At 68.1% G+C, this 17,338-nt stretch carries 16 protein-coding genes; 8 read left to right on the forward strand and 8 right to left on the reverse strand.

Features of this window, described 5'->3' with window-relative positions:
• Positions 1-222 precede the first annotated feature (222 nt).
• Positions 223-483, reverse strand: a complete 261-nt coding sequence (locus D000_RS0111390) for a hypothetical protein (protein ID WP_018873653.1) — start codon at positions 481-483, stop codon at positions 223-225.
• A gap of 275 nt (positions 484-758) precedes the next feature.
• Here D000_RS0111390 and D000_RS0111395 point away from each other — a divergent pair, with 275 nt between their 5' ends.
• Positions 759-1,433: a tetratricopeptide repeat protein gene (locus D000_RS0111395; protein ID WP_018873654.1), complete on the forward strand. Its 675-nt coding sequence runs from the start codon at positions 759-761 to the stop codon at positions 1,431-1,433.
• Positions 1,434-1,463: 30 nt separating this feature from the next.
• Here D000_RS0111395 and D000_RS0111400 read toward each other — a convergent pair whose 3' ends face one another.
• The 3 genes from D000_RS0111400 to D000_RS0111410 all read right to left on the reverse strand — a co-directional run bounded on the left by D000_RS0111400 (position 1,464) and on the right by D000_RS0111410 (position 3,365).
• On the reverse strand, positions 1,464-1,901 hold the full coding sequence (locus D000_RS0111400) for a hypothetical protein (protein ID WP_018873655.1): 438 nt from the start codon (positions 1,899-1,901) through the stop codon (positions 1,464-1,466).
• A 33-nt stretch (positions 1,902-1,934) separates the two neighbouring features.
• Positions 1,935-2,150 (reverse strand): hypothetical protein, encoded by a 216-nt coding sequence (locus tag D000_RS0111405; protein WP_018873656.1) that lies wholly within the window; start codon positions 2,148-2,150, stop codon positions 1,935-1,937.
• 66 nt (positions 2,151-2,216) lie between these two features.
• A complete protein-coding gene (locus D000_RS0111410) occupies positions 2,217-3,365 on the reverse strand; it encodes a hypothetical protein (protein WP_018873657.1) in 1,149 nt (382 codons plus the stop codon).
• Between the two features lie 111 nt (positions 3,366-3,476).
• Between D000_RS0111410 and D000_RS0111415 the strand changes: the two genes are divergently transcribed.
• The 3 genes from D000_RS0111415 to D000_RS0111425 are packed head-to-tail and all read left to right on the forward strand — an operon-like array spanning position 3,477 to position 5,183.
• Positions 3,477-4,193, forward strand: a complete 717-nt coding sequence (locus D000_RS0111415; protein WP_018873658.1) for a hypothetical protein — start codon at positions 3,477-3,479, stop codon at positions 4,191-4,193.
• The gene (locus tag D000_RS0111420) at positions 4,186-4,698 is read left to right on the forward strand and encodes a YcgN family cysteine cluster protein (protein WP_018873659.1); all 513 of its coding nucleotides are present in this window, start codon (positions 4,186-4,188) and stop codon (positions 4,696-4,698) included. Before D000_RS0111415 ends, D000_RS0111420 begins: the two co-directional genes overlap by 8 nt.
• A gap of 2 nt (positions 4,699-4,700) precedes the next feature.
• A complete protein-coding gene (locus D000_RS0111425; protein WP_018873660.1) occupies positions 4,701-5,183 on the forward strand; it encodes a gamma-glutamylcyclotransferase in 483 nt (160 codons plus the stop codon).
• A 30-nt stretch (positions 5,184-5,213) separates the two neighbouring features.
• Here the strand turns inward: D000_RS0111425 and recN are convergent, their stop codons facing one another.
• Both recN and D000_RS0111435 read right to left on the reverse strand, forming a co-directional pair.
• Positions 5,214-6,875 (reverse strand): DNA repair protein RecN, encoded by a 1,662-nt coding sequence (recN, locus tag D000_RS0111430; protein WP_018873661.1) that lies wholly within the window; start codon positions 6,873-6,875, stop codon positions 5,214-5,216.
• A 7-nt stretch (positions 6,876-6,882) separates the two neighbouring features.
• On the reverse strand, positions 6,883-7,761 hold the full coding sequence (locus D000_RS0111435) for an NAD(+) kinase (RefSeq protein WP_018873662.1): 879 nt from the start codon (positions 7,759-7,761) through the stop codon (positions 6,883-6,885).
• 115 nt (positions 7,762-7,876) lie between these two features.
• Between D000_RS0111435 and hrcA the strand changes: the two genes are divergently transcribed.
• The 4 genes from hrcA to dnaJ all read left to right on the forward strand — a co-directional run bounded on the left by hrcA (position 7,877) and on the right by dnaJ (position 13,003).
• On the forward strand, positions 7,877-8,935 hold the full coding sequence (gene hrcA / locus D000_RS0111440; RefSeq protein ID WP_018873663.1) for a heat-inducible transcriptional repressor HrcA: 1,059 nt from the start codon (positions 7,877-7,879) through the stop codon (positions 8,933-8,935).
• A gap of 120 nt (positions 8,936-9,055) precedes the next feature.
• Positions 9,056-9,640, forward strand: coding sequence for a nucleotide exchange factor GrpE (grpE, locus tag D000_RS0111445; protein ID WP_018873664.1), 585 nt, complete (start codon positions 9,056-9,058; stop codon positions 9,638-9,640).
• Between the two features lie 137 nt (positions 9,641-9,777).
• On the forward strand, positions 9,778-11,709 hold the full coding sequence (gene dnaK, locus D000_RS0111450) for a molecular chaperone DnaK (protein WP_018873665.1): 1,932 nt from the start codon (positions 9,778-9,780) through the stop codon (positions 11,707-11,709).
• A 145-nt stretch (positions 11,710-11,854) separates the two neighbouring features.
• The gene (gene dnaJ / locus D000_RS0111455) at positions 11,855-13,003 is read left to right on the forward strand and encodes a molecular chaperone DnaJ (protein WP_026279954.1); all 1,149 of its coding nucleotides are present in this window, start codon (positions 11,855-11,857) and stop codon (positions 13,001-13,003) included.
• 290 nt (positions 13,004-13,293) lie between these two features.
• On the opposite strand, the gene D000_RS0111460 is transcribed toward dnaJ, so the two are convergent.
• Both D000_RS0111460 and D000_RS0111465 read right to left on the reverse strand, forming a co-directional pair.
• A complete protein-coding gene (locus D000_RS0111460) occupies positions 13,294-15,366 on the reverse strand; it encodes an EAL domain-containing protein (protein WP_018873667.1) in 2,073 nt (690 codons plus the stop codon).
• Positions 15,363-17,240 carry a hypothetical protein gene (locus D000_RS0111465; RefSeq protein WP_018873668.1) on the reverse strand — a complete coding sequence of 626 codons (1,878 nt, stop codon included), beginning with the start codon at positions 17,238-17,240 and terminating at the stop codon, positions 15,363-15,365. The genes D000_RS0111460 and D000_RS0111465 overlap by 4 nt, the downstream gene beginning before the upstream one ends.
• Positions 17,241-17,338: the final 98 nt, after the last annotated feature.

Consider the following 17,338-nt stretch of genomic DNA (forward strand, 5'->3'; position numbering starts at 1 on the left):
GGGAACGGCGTTGCGGTTCCCTTGTGCAGAATGACTGCACGGCAGTCACCGCGCCTTGTTCGCACGCAAAAGCGACTCGAGCGCGGACGTGCGATTCAATCAGCGTCTCCCTAGGCCGTCCCTGTGCACAGAAAGGCCCGGACGGGGGAACCCGCCCGGGCCTTTTTGTTGCGGGCGGCCTCATGCCTGCCCGCGAGACGATCGTTCCTGGGTACGGCCAGGTCAGAATTCGGCGCCGCCACCCTCCTGGCCTTCCTGCGGCTCCATGCTGCCCTCCGGCTCGGGCATCGGGTCGCCCTCCGGCGGTTCTTGCATCTCGCCTTCGGCCGGCGGTGCCTGCATGCCACCGTCCTGCTGCATCTCCTGCTGTTCCATCTGCTGCTGCTCGAATTCGTCCATGTCCATCCCGTCGTCGGCGCAGCCGACCAGCAGGGCAAACGGGGCGATCGCGAGGGTGGCCATGATGGCGGTGGATCGTTTCATTGCATGCGCTCCTTATTCAGGTTTGCGAAAGAAAAATGAATTGCGCGTTCGGGGCAGGGGACAGGATTATCCCGGGGCGTGTTCACACCCGCGGGTACACTTTGTGATTCATGCACGCTTTCAAGGGCGCCCGTTTCCCGGGGCTTGTTGTCCACCCCGGGCCGGGTGGCTGGTGGAGCATCACGCTTTCGGCAGGGGTTGATCGACGGCCGTGATCGCCGTCGGTAGAGTCGCGGTGTGGACAGGCGATTGAGTGATCCCACTACTGGACCGACATGAGCGAATCTTCCGACACCGACAAGCTGATCGGGCAGGCGCAGCAGGCGTGGGCGGCCGGCGACACCGGGGCGGCTATCCGTTACTGGCAGCAGGGCGCGCGTATGGGGGATGCCCAGTGCGCCTACAACCTCGGCGTGCTGCTGGACGAAGGGCAGCACCTGTCGCGCGATGCCGCCGGGGCCGCGCACTGGTACCTGCAGGCGGCGAATGCCGGCTTTCCGGATGCGGCGTTCAACCTGGCCGTGCTGCACGAGCAGGGGGACGGCGTGGTTCAGGATGCCAACGAGGCCGCGCGCTGGTTTCATTTCGCGGCCGAGCGGGGCAACGCCCAGGCGATGTTCAACCTGGGGCTCAAGTTCGACGAGGGGCGTGGTCTGCCGCAGGATGCGGAGCAGGCGGCGCAGTGGTATCTGCTGGCGGCCGAGGCGGGTGAAGGCCGCGGGGCCGCGAATCTCGGGCGGCTGTTCGCCATGGGCGAGGGTGTGGAGCGCTCCGATGTCTCGGCGTTCAAGTGGTACGCCATCGCGGCCGAAATGGGGGTGGCCAGTGCGGCGCGCTATCGCGAGCGGGTGGCCCGCGAGTTGAGTCCGGAGCAGCGGCTGCACGCGGGCGAACGTGCCCGGGAATGGCTGGGGAGTCATGCTGCGGCGGGGGCGGGCCGCCTGCAGTAGCGCAGGCCCGTGGCAACGCAGGCGCCGGGCTCAGATCACCACGTTCAGTTCGCGCCGCGGCTCTTCGCTCGGGCCTGCCAGGCTGACCGCGAGCTCCACGCGGCGACGCAGGGCCTCGACGCCAACGCCCGACAATGCCCCGCCGTCCGGCGCTGCGGTCTCGCGGGTGTCGTCGCCGTTGCGAAACGCCTCGATCTGGGCCGCGACCCGGGCCCGGGAAGCCATTTCCTGTTCCGAACGCGGGGGAAACCCGAGCCCTGACTCCTGCTGTTCGCCCTCCCCGCGCCGGTTCTGATCCTGTTCCGGGCGGTCCTCGATGGCGCGCCGGGGCGCGCCGGCCTCGGGGTCATTCAGCGGGCGGTCGAAATCCGCCGGGGTGGCAAGCTGCCCGAGGCCCAGCCGGTCGCTGCCAGTCGGGCGTGTGCCGAGCGGTACCGCGGCTGAGGGATTGGTGACCGGGACTTCCATCGCGTGTCTCGACGAGCCTCCTGTGGTGTGCGGTCAGGCGCGTATATCCAGCAGTGAGCCGATCATGCGGTCTTCGGCCTGCAGGGACTTCACTGCGGCCTCGATCTGGTTCTGGCTTGCAATCATGCCCACCTGCGCGCTGGTGCTGTCACGGGATCCGGCCTGTTCGGTCGCCACCGTATGCGCCTGCTGGCGCATGCTGGTCATGCCGTTCTGGATGCCCTTCAGGGCGGCGCTTCCATCAATCATGTGTGGAACCCGTTTCGTTCAGCGTTCACTGCCTGTAGACCTGATTATAGATCAATTAGTTGCAGTCTACCGAGAAGTCCCCGTCCGGCCTTCCCCGGTTGCGCCGAGCACGGCCTGCAGGCGGGTCTGGATGGATGCCCGGGCGCCGGCCTGGCGGGCCTGCCACGCCGCAAGCGCCTGGCGCCGCGCCTCGCGGTCAACCCCTTCTGACAGTCGGGCCAGGACTTCCCTGGCGACCTGTTCCGGGTCCTCGCCGCGGGCGACCAGTCCGGTGTGTTCGGCGGCCATGCGCAGGCGGGTGGCGGCATCCGGGTGCTGCTCGTGTGCCGCCGGGCCGCAAATGACGGCACTGCCATGCACCAGAGGAAGCCCCAGGTCCGGTGGTGTCTCGCTGGCGGCCAGGGTGCCCCCGGGGAGGGTGATGTCGGCGCAGTTGTAGGCCGCCTGCAAGGTCTCGGCGTCCTCGATGTAGTACACCCGGTTCTTGCGCGGCACGAACGATGTCATGAAACGGTTATGACGGATGATGGGCAGCGAGTACTTGATCGCGTCGCGATAGACCGGCTCGTGCCGGGCCGGGTCCGCTGGGGCGAGCATCAGGATCGCGGCGGTCTTCTGCAGGACGGCAAACAGGACGGCAAAGGCGAAGGCCTCCTCGCCGGGACCCGTGTTCGGGGCCAGCAGGATGGGCCAGCCTTTTTCGTGGTACTCGCGAAAACGTTCACAGAAGGCGGGATCGCACGCCGGCATCTCCGGCAGTGTGACCGCCCCGGCGATCGGGTCCCCGATCACCTCGGCCGAAGCCGGGGCGGCATCTGCACGCGCCGCAAGTATCAGCGCCCAGTCCACGCCGGCCGGTGCCTCGCCCGCAGCGTTTACCCAGATGCGAGGCGCCTCCAGTCGCGCAAGGGCAGAACCCAGATCGCTGGCGGCCCCGATGACCAGCACCGCGCGCGGTTGCAGGCGCGGCAGGCGCTCCTCAGCCAGGGCCGGAGGCAGGGCAAGCGCCGGAACCTCAAGCCCCGGCACGGGGGCCGCGCTGTCCTGCTGGACATCCGTTACGCCAATGGTAATCGCGCCCGTCGTCGCGGCGAGTTCCTGCAGCCAGTCGCCGGCGGCCGCAAGCGTGGCGTGAGGGCCGAGTACGACCATGCGTCCGCGGGCGGCGCCGGGCACGGAACGGGCGGTGATCCAGGCGGATAAACGTGAGAACATGGTGGGCTGTCATCCGGTGGCCAGCGGGAGGCCGGCATTATACGGAATGCCGGCGCCGCGGGGCCGGCCCCGGGAGACGCGGTTTTCCGAAGACGCACGAGGGCGCAGGGCATGCAGGTACGCTGGATTGTGGGTATGGGCGCGATGGTGGCGATCCTGGCTCTGGCTATGTGGGTGTATTCCAACCCGGGTGGCATGCGCAGTCAGCAGTTCACCGACCTGCCCTGGCAGATCGAGGTGGGTGATCGCCAGCGCACGCGCGTGCTCGGGATCGTGCTGGGCGAGACTACGATGGCCGACCTGATGTACCGGCTGCCGGTGCCGGATATCCGTCTGTTTGTGGATGCTGACGGTTCGCGTTCGGTCGAGGCGTATTACGTGAACGCCCGGATCCCGCCATTCGAGGCGAACCTGATCCTGCGCCCGGATCTGGACACGGCCGCGCTGGACCGGATCGAGGCCCAGGTCACTTCCGAACGCCCGATGCCCAGCGGGGCGCGCCGCTATGGCCTCAGTGACGACGCCCTGGTCTCGCTCGGCAACGTGCCGATCGTGGAGCTGAGCTACGTCCCGCGGGCCCGCTGGAACGAAGATCTGATTGTCGAGCGCTTTGGCGAGCCGCGCGAGCGCATGCGCATCGATTCCGATCACGGCTACTGGCTCTATCCCGAGGCGGGACTGGCGATCCTGGTGCCGCGCCGCGGGCGCGTGCTGATGCACTACGTGACCCAGGAGCGCTGGGGACAGACTGTGGAGCGTCTGCGCGACGAGGGCCGGCGCCGGCTGGGCGAGGACCATGGGGACCCGGAGCCGGGAGCGCATGACTGAACCCGATGCGCCGCAGCCGGTCCCGTTCTGGGAGCGCCCGCTCGAGACGCTGAGCCACGAGGAGTGGGAGGCCCTGTGCGACGGCTGCGGGCGCTGCTGCCTGCACAAGCTGGAAGACGAGGACTCGGGCGAGCTGGCCTTTACCTGGCTGGCCTGCGACCTGCTCGACTGCGAGACCGGTTTCTGCTCGGACTACGCGAACCGCCGCAACTTCGTGCCCGACTGCATCCAGCTCACCCTGGAAGACCTGCCCAACTACCACTGGCTGCCGCCGACCTGCGCCTACCGGCTGCGCTTCGAGGGCCAGCCGCTACCTACCTGGCACCCCCTTCTGACGGGCGATCCGGAGACGGTCAAGCGCGCCCGCGTCTCGGTGGCCGGCCGGGTCATCCGCGAGTGTGATGCCCCGGACCTTCCCCTGATCGACTACGTGGTCGACTGGCCCGGCCAGGTGCCGGAGTCCGCACGCCTGTGGCGCCCGGTGGTAAAGCTCCCGCAGGAGTAGCGATGTCGGGCTACATCGACCTGTTCGTATACGGGACGCTGAAACGAGGCTGCGCCAACCACCGCGCATTCTGTGCGCGGGCCCTACGGGTTCGAACGGCCACCATCGCGGGGTCGCTTTATGACCTGCCCGTGGGCTATCCCGCCGTGCAGATCCCCGACCGCAGTATTCTCCTGAGGGCCGGGCAGGACCCGGCCCGCGACGCGGGGCGTCAGCGCCGTTTTCGGGGGCTCGCGCCGCCCGCCCCGGAGGCGGCACAGGGGCGGGTGCACGGCGAGTGGATTCGCCTGCCCGACCCGGCGCGGACGCTGCCGCGCGTCGATGCCCTGGAGGGTGTGCGCCCGGACGGCCGCGGGGAGTACCGCCGGGCCCTGGTGCCTGCCTGGACCGAGGAGGGCCCGGCGGCCCTCTGGATCTACTGGATGCCGCGTCTGCCGCCCGGCGCACGCCATCTGGCGGATGGCGCCTGGCCGGCACAGCCCTGAACCGCAGGGCCTTGTGGTCTTCGTGCAGGACTAGCCAGCAGAGGCGAGGAGCTCGCGGGCGTGGGTGCGGGTGGTCTCGGTGAGCTGGGTGCCGCCGATCAGGCGGGCCAGGGCCTCCACGCGGCGTTCGTCGTCCAGCGGCTGGATGGCAGTGCGGGTGCCGTCCTTGCCGTGCGACTTCTGCACCTCCAGCTGCTGGTGGGCCTGGGCGGCGACCTGCGCCAGGTGCGTCACGCACAGGACCTGATGGCGCTCGCCCAGGGTGCGCAGCTTGCGCCCGACGACCTCGGCGACCGCGCCGCTGATGCCGCTGTCGACCTCGTCGAAGATCAGCGTGGGCACGGTCTGCTGCTGGCTGGCCAGCACCTGTAGCGCGAGCCCGATCCGCGAGAGCTCGCCGCCGGAGGCGACCTTGGCCATCGGCTGCGGGGCGGCGCCGGGGTTCGCGGCGACGCGGAACTCGATCTGATCCACACCGTGCGCCTGCGGCTTGTCGGCGGGCTCGATCGCGATCTCGAAGTGGCCGCCGGCCATGCCCAGCTCCTGCATGGTGTCGGTAACTGCCTGACCGATGCGCCTGGCGGTCTGCTGGCGGGCCTTGCTGAGCGCCTTGGCAGCCTTGTCGAAGGCGGTACGGGTCTCCTGTTCGCGAGCCTCCAGGGCCTCGAGGGTCTGGTCGCCGTTTTCCAGGGCGTCCCGCTCGGTCTGCAGTTCGTCGTGCAGGCCCGGGAGGGCCTCGGGATCGACCCGGTGCTTGCGCGCCAGGCGCAGGTACTCGCCGACGCGCTGGTCCAGTTCGGCCAGGCGTTCCGGGTCCAGTTCGATGCCGTCGGCCAGCCGGCGCAGGGTGTCGCCGGCCTCGTCGATCTGGATGCGCGCCGATTCCAGCAGCTCCACAGCCGGGTTGACCCGTTCGTCGTGCTGCGCGGCGTCCTGCAGCGCGTGCAGCACATGGCCGATCTGGGCATCGACACCGGCGTCGTCCTCGATCTGCCGGCTGGCGGTCTGCAGCGCGCTCAGCACTTCGGTGCCGTGGGCGAGCTGGTTCTGCTCGACCAGCAGTTGCGGGTATTCGTCCTGTACCGGGGCCAGTTCGGCCAGCTCGGTGGTCTGGAAACGCAGCAGGTCGAGGCGGTCGGAGGTGTCGGCCTGGCTCTCGCGGGCCTGCTCCAGCGCGCGGGCGGCCTCGCGCCAGGCCTTGTGGGCCTCGCGCACGCGGGAGACCTGGTCGCCTTCGAGGAAGCCGTCCAGCCAGAGGCGCTGGGTGTCGCGCTGCAATAGCTGCTGATGGGCGTGCTGGCCGTGGATGTCCACCAGCCACTCGCCCAGCGTGCGCAGCTGGCCGACCGCGACCGGGCGGCCGTTGATCCAGGCGCGGCTTTTGCCCTGGCGGGTCAGGACCCGCCGCAGGAGCACCGCGTCGTCATCGGGGTCCGCCAGATCTTGCTCGGCCAGCCACGTGCTGGCCGAGCCCTGCCCGGGCAGGGCGAACTCCGCGGACAGATCGGCCTGCTCGGCCCCCTCGCGCACCATGCCCGCATCCGCACGGTCGCCCAGCAGCTGGCCGATCACGTCGATCAGGATGGACTTGCCGGCCCCGGTCTCGCCGGTCAGGGCGCTCAGGCCCGTGTCCAGCTCCAGTTCCAGCTGGTCGATGATGGCGAAGTCGCGGATGCTGATCAGTCGCAGCATGGCGGGGTCAGGGCTGCTCGCCCCAGCGCAGCTTGGTCCGCAGCACGCGCAGGAAGTGATGTTCGCGGGGATGGATCAGGGTCAGGGCCTGTTCGCGACGGTGGATGCGCAGCAGGTCGCCCGGGGCGAAGTCCACGTTCTCCTGACCGTCCAGCGCGACCTGGGCCGGGGAACGGCTGCCACTGGACAGGCGGATCTCCACCGTGGAGCGGCCGCTGACCACCAGCGGGCGGTGGTTCAGGCTGTGCGGGCAGACCGGGACCATGACCATCGCGTCCAGCTGCGGCGTCAGGATCGGCCCGCCGGCGGACAGGGCGTAGGCGGTGGAGCCGGTGGGTGTGGCCACCACCAGCCCATCGGCGCGCAAACGGCCGATGTCCATGCCGTCGATCGCGGTGTCGAACTCGATGATGCGTACCACGCTCAGCACATGGACCACGACGTCGTTCAGCGCGATCCCGTGGTGGATGGTGACCCCGTCGCGGATCAGCTCGGCCTCCAGCATCGCCCGCGGCTCGCGCTCGAAGGCCCCGTCCAGGACCTCGCCCAGTTCCTCCGGGGCGGTGTCCGGGGAGACATCCACGAGGAATCCCAGGCGACCCAGGTTGATCCCGAGCAGCGGGGTATCGGCATCGGCAACCTGGCGGGCGGTGGCCAGCAGGGTGCCGTCGCCACCGATCACGATCAGCAGGTCGACTGTGCGGGCGAGTTCGTCCAGCGGCAGGAGGCCGACGCTCTCCGGCCGCTCGAAGCCGTCGATCTCCTGTTCCATGAAGACCTGGCGGCCGCGCTCCTGGAGCAGACCGACCAGCGTCGCGACCAGCGGGGCGGTGCGCGAATCGCTGGTCTTGCCGACCAGTCCGACCTTGTTGAAGTCTGGCATCATGCCGGCATTATCCGGAAAAGGGACTGCGACTGCACCCGGGGTTTCTTGACCTGTATCGGGTGTAACCGAAGACTGTAGTTTCCTGGCACTCGACCGAGTGGAGCGCTGACGACCCATGGATCACGCAACGATCAATCTGGACGCCAGGGCCCGTACCCTGTTGCGGACCCTGATCGAGAGCTACATCCGGGACGGCCAGCCGGTGGGTTCGCGCACCCTTGCGCGCACCTCGGGACTCAGTGTCAGTGCGGCCACTGTACGCAACGTGATGGCGGATCTCGAGGACATGGGTCTGATCCATTCGCCGCATACCTCGGCCGGTCGCATCCCGACGCCGGCCGGATACCGGCTGTTTGTGGACAGCCTGTTGGAGGTGCGCAATCCCTCTCCGGATGAGGTGCGCGCGATCCAGTCCGGCTTCGACCCGAACGCCAGTACCCAGGATCTGATGGACACCACCAGCAATCTGTTGTCGCGGGTTACGCGCATGGCCGGGATGGTGCGCCTGCCGCGGCATCGCAACGTCGCGCTGAGCCAGATCGAGTTTCTGCGCCTGGGCGAGGGCCGCATCCTCGCGATCCTGGTCATCGACGGCAAGGAAGTGCAGAACCGCGTGCTGGAGCTGGAGCGCGACTTTGGCCAGGACGAGCTGCAGCGCATGGCTAACTATCTGAACGCCCACCTGGCGGGCAAGAGCCTGCACGCCGTGCGGGCCGAGCTGCTGCGCGAGATGCGCGACGTGCGCGACGACCTCGACGCGATGATGCTGGCGGCGATCGATCTGGGCGAGAAGGCGGTCGGCGACGAGGACCCGGACGACGTGGTCGTGGCCGGCCAGACCCATCTGCTCGGCTACGAGGAGCTGGCGGACATGGAGCGCCTGCGCCAGCTGCTGGAGGCCTTCAACGAGAAGCAGGAGATTCTCGGGATTCTCGACCAGTGCATTCGTAGCGACCGCGTGCAGATCTTCATCGGCCGCGAGTCCGGACTGGACTGGTTCGAGAACTGCTCGGTGGTGACTGCGCCGTACAGTGTGGATGGCGAGGTGGTCGGCGTGTTGGGGGTCATCGGACCCACGCGCATGTCCTACGACCGGGTGATCCCGATTGTGGACGTGACCGCGCGCCTGCTCGGCTCGGCGCTGGGCGAGCAGCCGCCGGGCGACCCGAAGTAGCGGGCCACCCTTGAAACCCGGACGGGTGCCCCCACAGTCCCCGTAGTCAACCCGAATACCCCGCCTGCCGGCTGGCGACCCGGCGGGCGGTTCCACTTTTCATTGATTCGCGAGGCCAGCATGTCGGAACAGCGGGAACCCCAGGAACAACCGGAAGAGCTCGAGACCGGGAACGAGGCGGCCCCCGAGGCCCATGGCGACCACCCCGGCGAGGGCGATACCGAGGCACGGCTGCAGGAGCTCGAGGCCCTGGCCGAGGAGCGTCGCGACCAGGCCCTGCGCGCGCAGGCCGAACTGGAAAATCAGCGCCGGCGCTTCGAGCGCGAGCTGGAGAACGCGCACAAGTACGCGATGGAGAAGTTCGCCTCCGAGATGCTGGAGGTGGGCGACTCGCTGGAGATGGGGCTGAAGGCGGCCCGCGAGACCCAGGATGTCGAGCGCATCATCGAGGGGGCCGAGCTGACCCTGAAGAACCTGACCAAGGTCTTCGACAAGTTCGGCATCCAGGCCGAGGACCCGACCGGCCAGCGCTTCGACCCGGAGCGCCATCAGGCGATGTCCATGCAGGAAGACCCGGAGAACCCGCCGAACACCGTGGTGGCGACCATGCAGAAGGGCTACATGCTGCAGGATCGCGTACTGCGCCCGGCCATGGTGGTGGTCTCCAAGGCACCGACCTCGCCGAACATCGACGAGAGCGCCTGACCGGCCCGCCCGGTCGGGTCGGGGGGCGTCTGGATGCCGTCCCTTGAAAACCCGGACCGGGCCCCCAGATTCCCGTACAAGTTGGCAGAGTCACGACGCTCTGCAGCGCCACTTTTTCGTATCAGGAGATTTCAATCATGGGCAAGATCATCGGTATCGACCTCGGGACCACCAACTCCTGCGTCGCCGTGATGGAAGGCGACCAGGCCAAGGTCATCGAGAACGCGGAAGGCACTCGCACCACCCCGTCCATCGTCGCGTTCAGTGACGACGGCGAGGTGCTGGTCGGTCAGTCCGCGAAGCGCCAGGCGGTTACCAATCCGCAGAACACCGTGTTCGCGGCCAAGCGACTGATTGGCCGCAAGTTCGACGAGGGCGAGGTCCAGAAGGACATCAAGCTGGTCTCCTACAGCATCGTAAAGGCCGACAACGGCGATGCGTGGATTGAGGTGCAGGGCAAGAAGATGGCCCCGCCGGAGATCTCCGCGCGGGTGTTGCAGAAGATGAAGAAGACCGCCGAGGACTACCTGGGCGAGACCGTGACCGAGGCGGTGATCACCGTCCCGGCCTACTTCAACGACTCCCAGCGCCAGGCGACCAAGGACGCCGGCAAGATCGCCGGGCTCGAGGTCAAGCGTATTATCAACGAACCGACCGCGGCCGCGCTGGCCTACGGCATGGACAAGCAGCGCGGGGATCGCAAGATCGCCGTGTATGACCTGGGTGGCGGTACCTTTGACGTCTCGATCATCGAGATCGCCGAGGTCGACGGTGAGCACCAGTTCGAGGTGCTGGCGACCAACGGCGATACCTTCCTGGGTGGCGAGGACTTCGACAACCGCCTGATCGACTACCTGGTCGAGGAGTTCAAGAAGGACCAGGGCATCGACATCAAGGGCGATCCGCTGGCGATGCAGCGCGTGAAGGAGGCCGCCGAGAAGGCCAAGATCGAGCTGTCCTCCAGCCAGCAGACCGAGGTCAACCTGCCGTACATCACGGCCGACAACACCGGGCCGAAGCACCTGGCGCTGAAGATTACCCGCGCCAAGCTGGAGAGTCTGGTCGACGACCTGGTCAAGCGCTCCATCGAGCCCTGCAAGGTCGCGCTGAAGGATGCCGGCCTGTCCGCCTCAGAGGTGGACGACGTGATCCTGGTGGGTGGCCAGACCCGTATGCCCAAGGTGCAGGAAGCGGTGCAGGCGTTCTTCGGCAAGGAGCCGCGCAAGGACGTGAACCCGGATGAGGCCGTCGCGGTCGGCGCCGCGGTGCAGGGCGGTGTGCTGGGTGGTGACGTCAAGGACGTGCTGCTGCTGGACGTGACCCCGCTGTCGCTCGGTATCGAGACCATGGGCGGCGTGATGACCAAGCTGATCGAGAAGAACACCACCATCCCGACCCGGGCCAACCAGGTGTTCTCCACCGCCGACGACAACCAGACCGCGGTGACCGTGCACGTGCTGCAGGGCGAGCGCGAGATGGCCAGCGCCAACAAGTCGCTGGGCCGTTTTGACCTGCAGGACATCCCGGCCGCGCCGCGCGGTGTGCCGCAGATCGAGGTCACCTTCGACATCGACTCCAACGGCATCCTGAACGTCTCGGCCAAGGACAAGGCGACCGGCAAGGAGAACAAGATCGTGATCAAGGCCTCCTCCGGCCTGTCCGACGAGGAAGTCGAACAGATGGTCAAGGATGCCGAGGCCCACGCCGAGGAAGACAAGAAGTTCCAGCAGTTGGTCGGCGCGCGCAACCAGGCCGACGCCCTGGTGCACTCGGCCGAGAAGTCGCTGAAGGATCTGAGCGATCAGGTCTCCGACGACGAGCGCACCGCGATCGAGGCGGCCGTCGCCGAGGTGAAGAAGGCCATGGAGGGGGATGACGTCGAGGCCATCGAACAGTCCACCCAGAAGCTGGCCGAGGCCTCCGGCAAGCTGGCCGAGAAGGCCTATGCCCAGGGCGCGGATGCCGCGGGCGAGGCCGGGGCCGAGCAGGCCGGTGGCGAGCAGCCGGTGGATGATGTCGTGGACGCCGAGTTCGAGGAAGTCGACGACGACCAGAAGAAGCAGGGCTGACGCCACACCCGGTGGGGCCTGGCGCCCCACCGCCAGGGAGATCTGCGTTTCCCTTTTGAATTAACGCCGCGCCCGGGGTACTCGTGACTCCGGGCGTTTGCGTGAAGGTACTCCGCGTTCACGCGAACATTCGGGCTAGCCGGGAATGACCATGTCACAACGCGACTACTACGAGGTGCTGGGCGTCTCCAAGGACGCCTCGGCCGCCGACATCAAGAAGGCCTTTCGCCGCCTCGCGATGAAGTATCACCCCGACCGCAACCCGGGGGACGACGAGGCCGAGGCCAAGTTCAAGGAGGCGCGCGCCGCCTATGATGTCCTCAGCGACGACCAGAAGCGGGCGGCCTACGACCGCTACGGCCACGCGGGTGTGGACGGCGGAGCCGGGGGCTTCGGTGGTGGGGCCGGGGGCTCCAACTTCAGCGACATCTTCGAGGATATCTTTGGCGATATCTTCGGGGGTGGCGGAGGCGGCCGCGGGCAGCGGGCCTACCGCGGCTCCGACCTGCAGTACAACCTGGACCTGACGCTCGAGGAGGCCGTGTTCGGCACCGAGGTCAAGATCCGCATCCCGACCACCGTCTCCTGCGAGGCCTGCGACGGCTCCGGCGCCGAACCGGGGACCTCGCCGGAGACCTGCCCGACCTGCAACGGTGTGGGGCAGGTGCGCATCCAGCAGGGTTTCTTCTCGGTGCAGCAGACCTGCCCGCGCTGCGAGGGCGCCGGCAAGATCGTCTCCAGCCCCTGCAAGTCCTGCCACGGCAAGGGCCGGGTGCAGGAGCAGAACACCCTGGATGTGAAGATCCCGGCCGGAGTGGACAATGGCGACCGTATCCGCCTGGCCGGCCAGGGCGAGGCGGGCATGAACGGTGGCCCGCCCGGCGATCTCTACGTGCAGGTGCGGGTGAAGCCGCACAAGCTGTTCCGGCGCGAGGGCTCGGACCTGCACTGCGAGGTGCCGGTGTCCTTTGCAACCGCCGCGCTGGGTGGGGATCTGGAGGTCCCGTCGCTGGATGGTCGGGTCAAGCTGAAGGTTCCCGCGGAGACGCAGACCGGCAAGCAGTTCCGCGTGGCGGGCAAGGGCGTGAAGTCGGTCCACGGCGGTGCGGTCGGCGACCTGATTTGCCGCGTGGTGGTGGAGACGCCGATCAATCTGACCAAGGAGCAGAAACAGCTCCTGCGCCAGTTCGAAGAATCCACTCAGGCCGGCGGGACCAAGCACAGCCCGCAGGCGCAGTCCTGGCTGGACGGGGTGAAGGGCTTTTTCGAGGACCTGAAGTTCTGGTCCAGGTAGCCCCGCCATCGTCGTGCCTGTGGCCGCTCGTGTTTGTTGCACCACAGAGTGCACAGAGGCCACGGAGAAAAAACGGGCAAGGGCAAGGGCGATTTACAGGAAGTTTGGAAGACAGGGAGGTTTTTTGGGTGAAGGGATGGACCGTTGACCGCCACGTGGCACGGCACCGATAGTGCCCACGCAACCGCCCACATCATCCCTCTTCCGATCTTCCCGTCTTCCTGTAGACCGCTTTTCTCTGTGTTCTCCGTGCGCTCTGTGGTGAAAAGTGGAGCGCGGGCGCGCGGGGCTCAGGTCGAGGTGAAGTCGAAGGTGGGGGCGGGCATCGGTGCCTGCAGGAAGTACCCCTGGACCAGGTTCGCGTTCAGGCTGTAGAGCACGGCGAGCACGCTGGCGTCTTCCACATACGGGACGATCACCTGCTTGCCCTTGGCATGCGCGGTCTCGATGTGTTCGCGGATCAGCTGCTGGTTCTCCTCGCTCTCCGCCAGGTTCTTCACATAGGAGGGGTCCAGCTTGATGTGGTCGGCCTCCAGGTGCTGCAGCAGCTGAAACGGGTTCAGGCCATTGCCGAAGTCGTCGATGCACAGGTGGCCGTGCATCTCCTGCAGCCCGCGGCCAACGTGAATGGCGGGCTTCAGGTGGGTCACCACGGTGGGTTCCTTCAGCTCCACCACCACGTTGTCGGCCGGGATGCGCAGTGCGTGCAGGTCGTCGTGCAGCCAGGTCACCACGGACGGATCGCCGAGGGAGCCGGTGGTCAGCTTGAGGAAGAACTGGGTGCCGGGGTCCTGCTTCAGCTGTTCTGCGAGTACACCCAGCGCGGCCTTGAGGATCCAGCGGTCGATGGGCTGGGCCATGTCCGTGCGCTCGGCGCTGGGCAGGAAGGCCTCCGGCTCGTGGATGTGGCCCTCGCTGTCCTGCAGGCGCACGAAGACGGAATAGCGCGGACGGTCGTTGCCGTGCAGGTTCACGATCGGCTGGTACAGCAGCTGCAGGCGGTCATGGTCAAGGGCATCCTGGATGCGCAGCTTCCATTGCTGGTCGAGCTGGCCCTGGGTCATTTCGCCCTCGGCCGGGCGGAAGAAGCGATGGGCGCCACCACCGGCCTCCACCGCCTCCTGCAGCGCACGGTCCGCCTGCGACACCAGCTCTTCGGTGTCGACCGCGGTTTCGTCGGCGATCACAACGCCGATCGACAGGGTGCAGTTGGTGGAGGCATTGCTGAGCTCGAAGACGCGGCCGGTTACCGCTTCCATCAGGCCGTGGATGCGCGACTCGACCTCGTTGCGGCGGGTATCCGGGACCAGGATGCCGAAATGCTCGGCCTCCAGCCGGGCGGCGATGGCCGGTTCGGGGAAGTGATCCTCGATCAACTTGCCGATGTCGGCGAGCAGCAGGTCGCTGGCGGACATGCCGACGGTGGCTCGGATGTCGGTGAAGCGGTCCACCGCCAGGGTGATCAGCGCGAAGGGCTTCTCCGTCTGCGCGGCCTGGCCCTGCACGGTCTCGATCATCCCGGTGAAGTGCTGGCGGTTGTACAGCCCGGTGACCAGGTCGCGCTGCGACAGGTAATCGATCTTTTCCGCGAGCTCCGGATCTTCCTGGGTGGAATCCAGCAGGACCTGGGTGCAGGCCTCGCCCTCGACGCTGGCGGTGGACAGACGCAGGTTGGCCTCGAACGGGCTGCCGTCGAATGACTGCAGCTGGAACGCCTGATGGGCCTGCTCACCCTCTTCGCCGTTCTGGAAGCGGCGCAGCAGCGCCTTCAGTTCGTCGCGGCTTTCCGGCGCGATCAGGTCCATCAGCGGCAGACCCTCGACATCCTCGGGATCGGCAATCCCGAAGCGTTCGCGCCAGGAGGCATTGGCGTAGATGTGCATCCCCTCGTGGACGTAGGCGATCGCGTCGCGCGAGTTGTCCAGCAGCAGCTGGCAGCGGCGTTCGGACTCCTGCAGCGAGGCGTCCATGCGCCCCATGCGCTGGCGCAGCTGGAACTGTTCGGCCGCGCGCACGGTGAGGATGCCGGCCAACTCGTGCAGCTCGTGGTCGACCACGGCGTGGGCGCCGGCGACGTAATCCTCCAGGCGTTCGCCCTCCGGGCGCTCGGTCAGGATGACCAGCGGGGTGCGCCGGCCCGAGGCGTGCAGGGCCTCGTCGACGTGTTCGCGGCTGAGCCCGAAGTCCGGTTCGATCAGCACGATCACGTCAAAGCGGCGTTCCTCCAGGGCCGCGGCCAGCGCGTCGCTGGTGGCGACCTGTTCCGGACGGATCGCGCTGCCGTGGGTCCGGATGCTGCTGATGACCTCTTCGGCGCGGTTGGGGTTGTTGGTGACGAAGAGGGTGCGGATGGTTTCGTTCATGGAGACCAATCTTCGGGGTTGCGGGTCGTGAGTGACGGGCCATCGTCGGGTTCGGCGGTGTCGGCGGACGGTTGCGACACCTCGCGCGCGGTCATCCGGCACCCGACCTCGGTGAACAGCGTAGTGCCTGTGCGCTCGCTGTCCAGTTCGAGCACCCGGGCGCGGCCGTTCAGCCAGCAGACCACCCGTTTTTCGTGATCGAATACCTGTGCCGGCAGGAACAGCGCTGCGCCCTCGGTATCGGTGCGTTGCGGCGCGAACAGGCCCGGTTGCGGGGTCCCGGCGGCGAGCCCGTTGCGGAAATCCTGGATCTGCATGGGCAGGCAGCGGTTGGCTAGAAACTCCACGCCGATACTGGTGGCGCCATCCCCTGCCGCATCCGGTGGATCCTCGTAGCGGATCCAGCGCAGCACACCGACCGTCCAGCGATGGCCATCCACCGCGCGCAGGCCGACCAGGTCGCCGATCAGCAATGGCTGCTGCGGGTTGTCCAGGCGCAGGCGCACGCCGCCGGCACCGATGTCGTCCACCTTCCAGTGTTCCGGCGGGTGGCGCTTGGTAATAGGGCCGCGGGGTTCCTCATGCGAGGCGATTTCCAGCCCGTGACTGATGTCTTCCCAGGCCATGGCGCCGCTGTCCGGGGTGTCGTCGGCCAGCGGCTGGAGATCCTGGCTGCGCCCGGCGGTGCGCGGGCCGTCGACCAGGGCCAGATCGGACCCGCGGCGCGCGGCACTGGACATCTCGAAGACGCTGACGCCGCGGTCGCGCTTCTGCAGGGGGCGTGGCCCGGGGCCTTCCGGGCCGTCCTCCGCGGCTGCCTCGTGCGCCCGACGGGCGGCCTCCAGTTCGGACTGCAGAAAATCGTGGATGCGCTCCAGCCCTAGCACACAGATGCGCTGCTGGTCGCGCGCGGTTTCGCGGCTGTGGCGGCGGGTCGGCAGATGCGACCACAGGCGCAGCAGGTGCTCGGCCAGCTGGCTGGGCTCGCGCCGGGAGCCGGGCTCCAGGCGCTCGGGATGCTCGCGCAGGGCCTCCAGCACCGGACCGAGCTCGACAAAGCAGGCGGAGTCGCCATCCGGGCTGCCGCGCAGGACCAGTCCCGGCGCATGGTCGCGATCCAGATCGCAGCGCAGGACCGGGAGGTCCGGGTGGGCGCTGGAGTCGGGGGCCGCGCGGCACTCCACCGCCAGATCATTGATCCAGCGCACCAGCAGATCGATCTCCCCCATCTTGAGCGCGTTGGTATCGGTACTGCCCAGCACGATCAGCCGCGCCGCCATGCGTTCGATGCTGTCGACCTGGAGCGGGCCGAAGCGCTGCTCGCTGGTGGCGGGCTGGCCGGAGATGCCCTGGTTGCGGGCCAGGCGCAGCAGGTCGAACGTCTGTTGCCAGTGGCCCGCGGGCACGCTGCGGTACAGACGCCAGTAGTGCAGGCTCAGGGCCCCGAGCAGGGCCACGGCCGCCTGCAGGGGGCGCGTCAGGCGGTTGCCGTGGCGCGGGTCTTCGGTGTCCAGCCGTTCGCGAACGACCAGCAGCTCGGCCTGGGCGAGCTGGCGCAGTACGCTGCCGAAGAGCTCCGCGCGTTCGCGGCTGCGGGCCCCCAGGGGCAGCGGTCGCTGGCGCAGCAGACGTTCAACGGTCGGGAGCAGGGGCAGCAGGTGCTGCTCCAGGATGTCGAGGAATTCGGCGCGCCGCCCGGGCCGCAGGGCGACCGTGTTGAGGTCGCCCAGGGCTTCGCCAAGCTGGCGGATGGCGAGTTCGGGCTCGCTGCCGGGAAGCTCCGCGCACCATGCTCGCAGGGCCTGCGGGGTCTGATGCGGAAAACTGCCGGGACCGGCCGGTTGGACAGGCAGATCGGGCAGGCTTTGCAGCATGAGGTGTCCAGTGGTCGCAGGGCCGGTTGCGTACAGGTTCGGAATCCGGGCGGCGCGGCTTGCGGCGCGCCCCCCGGGGAATTCGGGATCACGCCATT

This window comes from Thioalkalivibrio sp. ALJ16, from assembly GCF_000377345.1.
Lineage (GTDB): Bacteria > Pseudomonadota > Gammaproteobacteria > Ectothiorhodospirales > Ectothiorhodospiraceae > Thioalkalivibrio.

Excerpts from the sequence above, each read along its gene's own strand:
- grpE (WP_018873664.1), top strand. The coding sequence starts at position 9,056 with ATGTCGGAACAGCGGGAACCCCAGGAACAACCGGAAGAGCTCGAGACC.
- recN (WP_018873661.1), bottom strand. The coding sequence starts at position 6,875 with ATGCTGCGACTGATCAGCATCCGCGACTTCGCCATCATCGACCAGCTG.
- D000_RS0111390 (WP_018873653.1), bottom strand. The coding sequence starts at position 483 with ATGAAACGATCCACCGCCATCATGGCCACCCTCGCGATCGCCCCGTTT.
- D000_RS0111405 (WP_018873656.1), bottom strand. The coding sequence starts at position 2,150 with ATGATTGATGGAAGCGCCGCCCTGAAGGGCATCCAGAACGGCATGACC.
- D000_RS0111410 (WP_018873657.1), bottom strand. The coding sequence starts at position 3,365 with ATGTTCTCACGTTTATCCGCCTGGATCACCGCCCGTTCCGTGCCCGGC.
- dnaJ (WP_026279954.1), top strand. The coding sequence starts at position 11,855 with ATGACCATGTCACAACGCGACTACTACGAGGTGCTGGGCGTCTCCAAG.
- D000_RS0111400 (WP_018873655.1), bottom strand. The coding sequence starts at position 1,901 with ATGGAAGTCCCGGTCACCAATCCCTCAGCCGCGGTACCGCTCGGCACA.
- dnaK (WP_018873665.1), top strand. The coding sequence starts at position 9,778 with ATGGGCAAGATCATCGGTATCGACCTCGGGACCACCAACTCCTGCGTC.
- D000_RS0111420 (WP_018873659.1), top strand. The coding sequence starts at position 4,186 with ATGACTGAACCCGATGCGCCGCAGCCGGTCCCGTTCTGGGAGCGCCCG.
- hrcA (WP_018873663.1), top strand. The coding sequence starts at position 7,877 with ATGGATCACGCAACGATCAATCTGGACGCCAGGGCCCGTACCCTGTTG.
- D000_RS0111425 (WP_018873660.1), top strand. The coding sequence starts at position 4,701 with ATGTCGGGCTACATCGACCTGTTCGTATACGGGACGCTGAAACGAGGC.
- D000_RS0111465 (WP_018873668.1), bottom strand. The coding sequence starts at position 17,240 with ATGCTGCAAAGCCTGCCCGATCTGCCTGTCCAACCGGCCGGTCCCGGC.
- D000_RS0111435 (WP_018873662.1), bottom strand. The coding sequence starts at position 7,761 with ATGATGCCAGACTTCAACAAGGTCGGACTGGTCGGCAAGACCAGCGAT.
- D000_RS0111395 (WP_018873654.1), top strand. The coding sequence starts at position 759 with ATGAGCGAATCTTCCGACACCGACAAGCTGATCGGGCAGGCGCAGCAG.
- D000_RS0111415 (WP_018873658.1), top strand. The coding sequence starts at position 3,477 with ATGCAGGTACGCTGGATTGTGGGTATGGGCGCGATGGTGGCGATCCTG.
- D000_RS0111460 (WP_018873667.1), bottom strand. The coding sequence starts at position 15,366 with ATGAACGAAACCATCCGCACCCTCTTCGTCACCAACAACCCCAACCGC.